Here is a 7,255-nt window from a genome sequence, read left to right on the forward strand (position 1 = left end):
TTTCAACTTGTAATTAAATTTTAACTTTGACATAAAGAAAGGATTGATAACGGAAATGAAGCCGTATCTCAAAAGAGCATGGGCTGAGATATCTCTCCCAAAGCTCAGAAAAAATGTTGAAATAATCAGGGGCTTAAACTCAGCAGGTACAGAAATAATGGCTGTAGTCAAGGCGGACGCTTACGGTCACGGTGATGAGCACATCGTCCGCTGTCTTGCAGAGCAGTGCGGAATAAAGTATTTCGCCGTTTCAAACCTTGATGAAGCTATAGCTGTAAGGAAATTCGCTCCCGATGCAGATATACTCATTCTCGGATATACTCCCCCCGAGTACGCTCACGAGATAGCTTCATACAACATTATTCAAGGCGTTGTTTCCACTGAATATGCTCAGGAGCTTGTGAAGAACACTCCTGCTCCCATAAGATGTCATATAAAGATAGATACAGGTATGGGAAGAATAGGTCTCAAGCATGATACTCCCGAAGCCTGTGCTGCCGAGATAGAAGCTATGATGAAGATCGACAAGCTGTCTGTTGAGGGAATATATACACATTTTGCTGTTGCGGACAGTGACGATCCCGACAATATCGCTTACACCGACAAGCAGGAGAAGTTCATAACCGATACATATGATGTACTTGTGAGCCACGGCATAAAGCTAAAACATCTCCACTTTATGAACAGTGCAGCTACCTGCTACAGAAACAGCTCACGCAGCACTCTTTCACGAGCAGGAATTATCCTTTACGGTCTGCACCCCGATGTCAGCCTTGATATCCCTGAGGGACTTGAGCCGCTTATGGAGCTCAAAGCTGTTATCTCTCATGTCAAGACTGTAAATGTGGGCGACTGCATAAGCTATGGACGCACATTTGTAGCTGACCATGAAATGCGTATCGCTACCGTTACTATCGGATACGCTGACGGCTATTCAAGACTTCTCAGCTCTAAGGGCGAAATGCTCGTTCACGGAAAGAGATGCAGGATAGTCGGCAGAGTCTGCATGGATCAGCTCATGATAGACGTTTCAGACGTGCCCGAAGCTAAGTCGGGCGATATCGTAATTCTTATCGGTGAGGAAAACGGCGACCGCATAACTGCCGATGATCTTGCTCAGATATACGGAACTATCGGCTACGAAGTAGTCTGCGGCATCTCCAAGCGTGTACCGCGTATATACATAGAATGATCGTTTTTTAGTGCTTATTACGGACGCGCTGTACGCGCCCCAAAAAGGTGAAATATTATGAAAAAGAAGTATTTATTATTGGCATCTGCTCTTTTAGTATTAACAGGTTGCAGCAATCCTTTATCCAAAGACAGCAGCACTGAGACAACGACCGCTCCGAAAACGACTGCTCAGGAGCAAACTACCGAACCGACTACAGCAGCCAAAAGCCAGATCTTCTTCCGCATGGGTGAGGACGAAAGCACAGAACCATTCCTCACCAGCGACCATATCACCGACTGCTCAATGGAGATAATTCCCAGAGACTCAGGCGAATCCACATATGTTGTCGATATCTTTTTCGATGATGAGGGCAAAGAGATATTCGCAAAAGCTACCACTGAGGCTGCCGAAAACAAAAGTATCATCTCCACTTGGTACAACGAGTATCTTATCAGCCGCGCTACAGTTGAAGAACCAATCACCAACGGTGCAGCGGTTATATCGGGAACAGACTTCAGGGAAGCCGGAAAGATAGCAGGCTGGATATATGAGTGTATAGGAAAATCCGAAACTAATGATAACGAGGGTGAATAATATGACTAAAGCTATGACTATTTCTTATGAGGTAGGCAATAACCTCTACCTCAACCTTACAAATAAATGTCCATGCAACTGCACTTTCTGCATACGCAATCATGCTGACGGTGCATACGGTTCAGATCCGCTCTGGCTGGAACACGAACCCTCATGGGACGAGATAATCATGGACCTGAGAAAGCGCGACCTCAAAAAGTACAGAGAGATAGTTTTCTGCGGCTACGGCGAGCCTACAGAGCGTCTTGACATGATACTCGAAACTGCTGCTTATCTCCGCAGCAGAGAAGGATGTCCCAAGCTCAGACTCAACACAAACGGTCTTGGCGATCTTATCCATGGCAGAAGTATTTCCAAGGCTCTTTGCTATTCCCTTGACATCATCTCTATAAGCCTCAACGCAGGTACTGAGGACGAATACATGAGAGTCACACGCCCAAGATTTGACAACGCTTTCGAGGCTCTCCAGAAATTCACAAAGGACTGCGTAAAGATAGGCAGAGCTGAGATAGTAATGTCAGTAGTTGACGTTATCCCTCCCGAGCAGATAGAAGCTTCAAAGAAGCTTGCTGCTCAGCTGGGTGCAAAGCTCCGCGTCAGAACCTTTGACGACTGATATACTGCACATATTTCAACACCTCATTTTATGCAGTATTTTAGCATTTCGACTATGGAAAAACATGCAAAAATATGGTATAATTATTTATTGAAAGATTTCTCTGATCTGAGATAAGGAGTAGTTTTTTATGAGCAAAAAAAGTAAAGTTATTCTTGCAGCTTCTATCACTTCAACAGTTCTGGCATTTTCTGCCGCTGCTGTAACTATATTCGTCTGCAAGCGCATTTACGAGAAGAATTACTTCTCGGTCACAGATTAACAGGTCAATATTATTAAAAGAAGGTTGAATAAAATGGAAATCAAATTCACAAAAGCAGCAAGCCTCAAGGCTAAGCCACAGCCAGGCGACAAGCTCGGCTTCGGTCACATCTTCACAGACTATATGCTCGTTATGCCCTATGATGAGGGACAGGGCTGGCATGATCCTGAGATCAAGCCTTATGCTCCTCTCGAGCTCTCACCTGCCGCTATGTGTCTCCACTACGGTCAGGAAGTATTTGAAGGCTTAAAGGCTTACAGAACTGCTGACGGCAAGGTACAGCTTTTCCGTCCTGAGGAAAACTTCAAGAGACTCAATCAGTCCAACGAGAGACTTGTTATCCCTGAGCTTCCTGTTGAGCTTGGCATGAAGTGCCTTACAGAGCTCATCAAGGTTGAAAAGGACTGGGTTCCTTCAAAGGAAGGCGAGTCACTCTATATCAGACCATTCATCATCGCTGTTGACCCATTCCTCGGCGTTAAGCCAGGTGCTCAGTACCTCTTCATCATTATCCTCTCACCTTCGGGAGCTTACTATGAAACAGGTCTTAACCCTGTAAACATCTACGTTGAGAGCAAGTATGTCCGCGCTGTAAGAGGCGGTATGGGCTTCGCTAAGACAGGCGGTAACTACGCTGCTTCTCTTATCGGACAGGACGAGGCTCACAAGCAGAACTACTCACAGGTTCTCTGGCTCGACGGTGTTGAGCAGAAGTACATCGAAGAAGTTGGCGCAATGAACATCTTCTTTGTTATCGACGGTAAGGTAGTAACTCCTATGCTTCAGGGCTCTATCCTCCCGGGTATCACAAGAAAGTCTGCAATCGAGGTTTGCAAGTCAAAGGGTATCGAGGTTGAGGAGAGACGTATCACTATCCAGGAGATCGCTGATGCTTACGATGCTGGTAAGCTTGACGAAGTATTCGGTACAGGTACTGCTGCTGTTATCTCACCTGTTGGCCACCTCAAGTGGAACGACAAGGTTATGGAGATCAACGACAACAAGATCGGTAAGATCTCACAGATGCTCTATGATACAATGACAGGTATCCAGTGGGGCAAGATACAGGATACATTCAACTGGATCCTTCCTATCGACTGATAATAAAAGTATTGTTAAAGGCGTTTCCGCAATGGAAACGCCTTTTTATGTATTGATATATTGTCACTTCCGCCTGCTTTTTCATATAATAGGTTGATTAGAGATAATCACTTCTTTGCCTTACGGCAGATTGGAGAAATATATGAAAAGACCTGAAATACTTATCGCAGGCGGTGATATGCGTCAGCTTTACTGCGCTGCAAGACTGTCACGCGAATTTGAAATAAGTGTTCTCGGATTTGACCGTGAACGTATCCCCGATGACCTTGAACTGGATACTGCCGACCGTGCAGGAATCCGCTCATTCGACTGCGCCGTACTGCCTGTGCCGCCCCTCAACAGTGAGGGAAACCTCTTTGCACCGTGCAGTTCGTCTGTAATATCCATAGCCGCAGTTGAGGAGCTGCTTGCTCCCGATGCTGTTATATACGCAGGAAGAGTCGACAACAAGCTTATAAAAGCTCTCCCCCAACATACGATATACGATTACCTGCTGAGTGAGGAGATGAGTCTGAAAAACGCAGTTCCAACCGCTGAGGGTGCTGTTCAACTCGCCCTTGAAGAGCTTCCCGTAACTCTCAACGGACTGAAAGTCCTCATCGTAGGAATGGGCAGGATAGGTACAGCTCTTGCCGAGATACTGAAAGGCTTCGGTGCAGATATAACTGCGGCTGTACACAACTCCCGCGGTACTGCAAAGGCAAGACTGCACGGCATAAAAGCTATCCCCACAAGCCGCCTGAAAGGCAGCTATGACCTAGTTTTCAATACAGTACCAAAGCTTATCTTCGATGACGATATGCTCAGCAGATTTGATAAGGATACTCTTTTCATCGACCTTGCCTCAAAACCGGGCGGAATTGATTTCGATGCCGCTCTCGAACACGGTATCAGAGCTATATGGGCACTTGGACTCCCGGGAAAGACTGCTCCCGTCACATCGGGAGAGATAATCGCAGAAACTGTTAGCTCTATGATATGGGAAAGAGGTGAAGCCGTTGAGTAATGCCTTAAAAGGACTAAAGATAGGCTACGCCATGACAGGCTCGTTCTGCACCTTTCAGCAGAGCTATGAACAGGCTGAGATACTGACGGAGTACGGTGCAGAGCTTATACCGATAATGTCTGAACATTCAGCCTCTATATCGACACGGTTCGGAACTGCTCATGAAAATATGGAAAGGCTGAAAAAAATATCGGGAAAGGATATCATAATGTCCATTGAGGACGCTGAGCCTATAGGTCCTAAAGACCTGACAGATATAATGGTAGTCGCACCGTGTACGTCAAATACTGCCGCAAAGCTGGCTTCATCTGTTACCGATACCGCTGTGACAATGGCTGTAAAATCTCATCTCCGCCGCGGTAAGCCAGTTGTACTTGCAATAGCTTCCAATGACTCCCTTATGGGCTCAGCCAAAAATCTTGGAGTGCTTTTCAACCGCAAGAATTATTATTTCGTTCCCATGATACAGGACGACTGGATAAACAAGCCTGCGTCACTTGTTGCGGAATTTTCAATGCTCCCACAAGCAATAGAAGCAGCTCTGAACGGCGTACAGCTCCGCCCCATAATCTATCATTCAAGACCATAAAAAAGCCCTCGTATAATCTATACGAGGGCTTAGTCATCAGTATTCTTCCTTTGACATATTGTAATCGATCATGTCGACATACAACGTCTGCTTTTCAAATATTTTTTCATCAATACCATTATTTATGCAGTACAATTCAGTATATGAGTACTTCCTGCCGTTCTTTACAAGGTAAAGATCATCTTCAGAAAACAGCGTTATCGGGTCAAAACAGTTCTTCTGATACGGCAGCTTTATGAGTTTGATCTGCCGCTCGTCATCTTCAAGCTGTTGGTGGATATAATTTATTCTAATGACATCTACCGCCTTATTGGAAATATCCATAAACAGATTTAAGCCTAATACCGATGTAACGATAATTAGCGTACAGGTCTTTGTTAAAGCCGTTTCAAGACACTTGATATCATTCACTACAGGCACACAAAGCTCGAATGCAAACAAACACCAGAATATATATGAAGCAAAGAAACATCTGCCTGTAATCGCATTTACAACTAAAAACGGTGCAGTGGCAAGGATCGTACTCAATAAATAAACTATTGCTCTTACACGATCACCGTTCTCCAACAGATTATACAACATATAGATAACAGCTGTAATGTATGCAAAAGTGAGGGCAGTTTCTACTGCTCTGCTGCGATAAGCGTTTGAAAGAACAGCTATTTCCTCACCATTTGAAACTACAACGCTGAATACAGCATAAAAAACTATGATAACAACAGATACTATCCCATACTTTGGCTTTTTCTCTGAATTACCGTACTTATTAACAAAAAGGTACAGAATACAGCACGCAATAATAATGTGAATGATAAAATATGGACGTGAGAAATTCGGTATTATTTCTCGATAAACCTTCATATAAATATCGGACGGTGAAGTGACAAAGCTTCTGAATGCGAAACTATCGCCCTCATCAGCAATATGCTTATAATTGCTGTCCGCCATCATGATTATCGCTCCGACAGCAGTTCCTGCAAGGTAAGCAACGTTTGATAAATATACTTTTTTCTGAGTAACATAAGCAAATACAATGATAAATACGCCAAACAACAGATTATAAGCCGTAATGTTCTCAATACAAAGCGCACCGAGAAATCCGACGATCAAGAGTAAAACAGGCATTATCTTACTCGATTTCAGAGGCTTTTTTTCAAAAATCGGGCAACAATAGCGGATATAAATTAATAAAAAAACAAGTGATATCACGTAATTAGTAAATCCCGATATCCAGTTGAATATATGCACGTAAAAAAAACGAGGCGAAAACATAAAAAACGTTCCAATAAACAATGCAGCTATCCACTTTTGCTTTAATCTGCTCTTGAAAAGCTCAGCTATAAGAAATAAAAATGCCCCCATGAATGCAGTGTAGACAATAAGACAAAGCACAGAAGAATTGCAGATAAAGTATGTCAGGATATTTGTGAAATACCGACCATTCGGATTACAGCTGTTAAACATCTGTGAAAGCGAATCTATATTATCCCACATAAGATCATCGCAGGTCTTGATAAGACATGAACAGTGTACTATGATAAACACAGCAAAAATAATATATATTATGATTTGTTCCCGAGAAAATGCCTTTTTCATAAACTCGTCATCACCCTTCAAAAATTATTATCTCATTAGTTAATTTTATCACAAAACGAGGAATAAGTCAAATAGAAGAAAATAAAAAAGGACTACAAGAAGTAGTCCTTTAGAAGTGTCGGCACTGATTTAGTTTCCCGGGCCGTCACCAGCCAAGTATCGTCAACGCGAATGAGCTTAACTTCCGTGTTCGGAATGGGAACGGGTGTGACCTCATTGCCATAAGCACCGACTAAATATTTTTGAAAACTTTTGAAGGAATAAAGCGTAATGCGAGGCAAGAACAAAGAAGTTCAGAAGTAAAAAGGAAAAGCCCT

General features: G+C 43.5%; 8 protein-coding genes and 1 rRNA gene. 7 read left to right on the forward strand and 2 right to left on the reverse strand.

The genetic code is table 11. The features are described 5' to 3' along the window. Window positions 1-55 precede the first annotated feature (55 nt). From alr to QZZ41_RS14795, 7 genes are all read left to right on the forward strand, one after another. On the forward strand, window positions 56-1,192 hold the full coding sequence (gene alr / locus QZZ41_RS14765) for an alanine racemase (protein WP_295073852.1): 1,137 nt from the start codon (window positions 56-58) through the stop codon (window positions 1,190-1,192). 57 nt (window positions 1,193-1,249) lie between these two features. After that, a complete protein-coding gene (locus QZZ41_RS14770; RefSeq protein ID WP_295073855.1) occupies window positions 1,250-1,768 on the forward strand; it encodes a lipoprotein in 519 nt (172 codons plus the stop codon). A gap of 1 nt (window position 1,769) precedes the next feature. After that, on the forward strand, window positions 1,770-2,384 hold the full coding sequence (locus tag QZZ41_RS14775) for a TIGR04100 family radical SAM protein (protein WP_295073858.1): 615 nt from the start codon (window positions 1,770-1,772) through the stop codon (window positions 2,382-2,384). 130 nt (window positions 2,385-2,514) lie between these two features. Beyond that, entirely contained in the window at window positions 2,515-2,646 is a 132-nt protein-coding gene (locus QZZ41_RS14780; RefSeq protein ID WP_295073861.1) for a hypothetical protein, read from the forward strand. A gap of 33 nt (window positions 2,647-2,679) precedes the next feature. Next, entirely contained in the window at window positions 2,680-3,747 is a 1,068-nt protein-coding gene (locus QZZ41_RS14785) for a branched-chain amino acid aminotransferase (RefSeq protein ID WP_295073864.1), read from the forward strand. Window positions 3,748-3,889: 142 nt separating this feature from the next. Beyond that, window positions 3,890-4,753 carry a dipicolinate synthase subunit DpsA gene (locus tag QZZ41_RS14790; RefSeq protein WP_295073867.1) on the forward strand — a complete coding sequence of 288 codons (864 nt, stop codon included), beginning with the start codon at window positions 3,890-3,892 and terminating at the stop codon, window positions 4,751-4,753. Next, entirely contained in the window at window positions 4,746-5,342 is a 597-nt protein-coding gene (locus QZZ41_RS14795; protein ID WP_295066542.1) for a dipicolinate synthase subunit B, read from the forward strand. The genes QZZ41_RS14790 and QZZ41_RS14795 overlap by 8 nt, the downstream gene beginning before the upstream one ends. Before the next feature lie 36 nt (window positions 5,343-5,378). Here QZZ41_RS14795 and QZZ41_RS14800 read toward each other — a convergent pair whose 3' ends face one another. Together QZZ41_RS14800 and rrf are read right to left on the reverse strand one after the other, a co-directional pair. Further along, window positions 5,379-6,938: a DUF6056 family protein gene (locus tag QZZ41_RS14800; RefSeq protein ID WP_295073870.1), complete on the reverse strand. Its 1,560-nt coding sequence runs from the start codon at window positions 6,936-6,938 to the stop codon at window positions 5,379-5,381. 116 nt (window positions 6,939-7,054) lie between these two features. After that, a 5S ribosomal RNA gene (rrf, locus tag QZZ41_RS14805) occupies window positions 7,055-7,171 on the reverse strand. Window positions 7,172-7,255 lie beyond the last annotated feature (84 nt).

Source organism: Ruminococcus sp. (genome assembly GCF_016283395.1).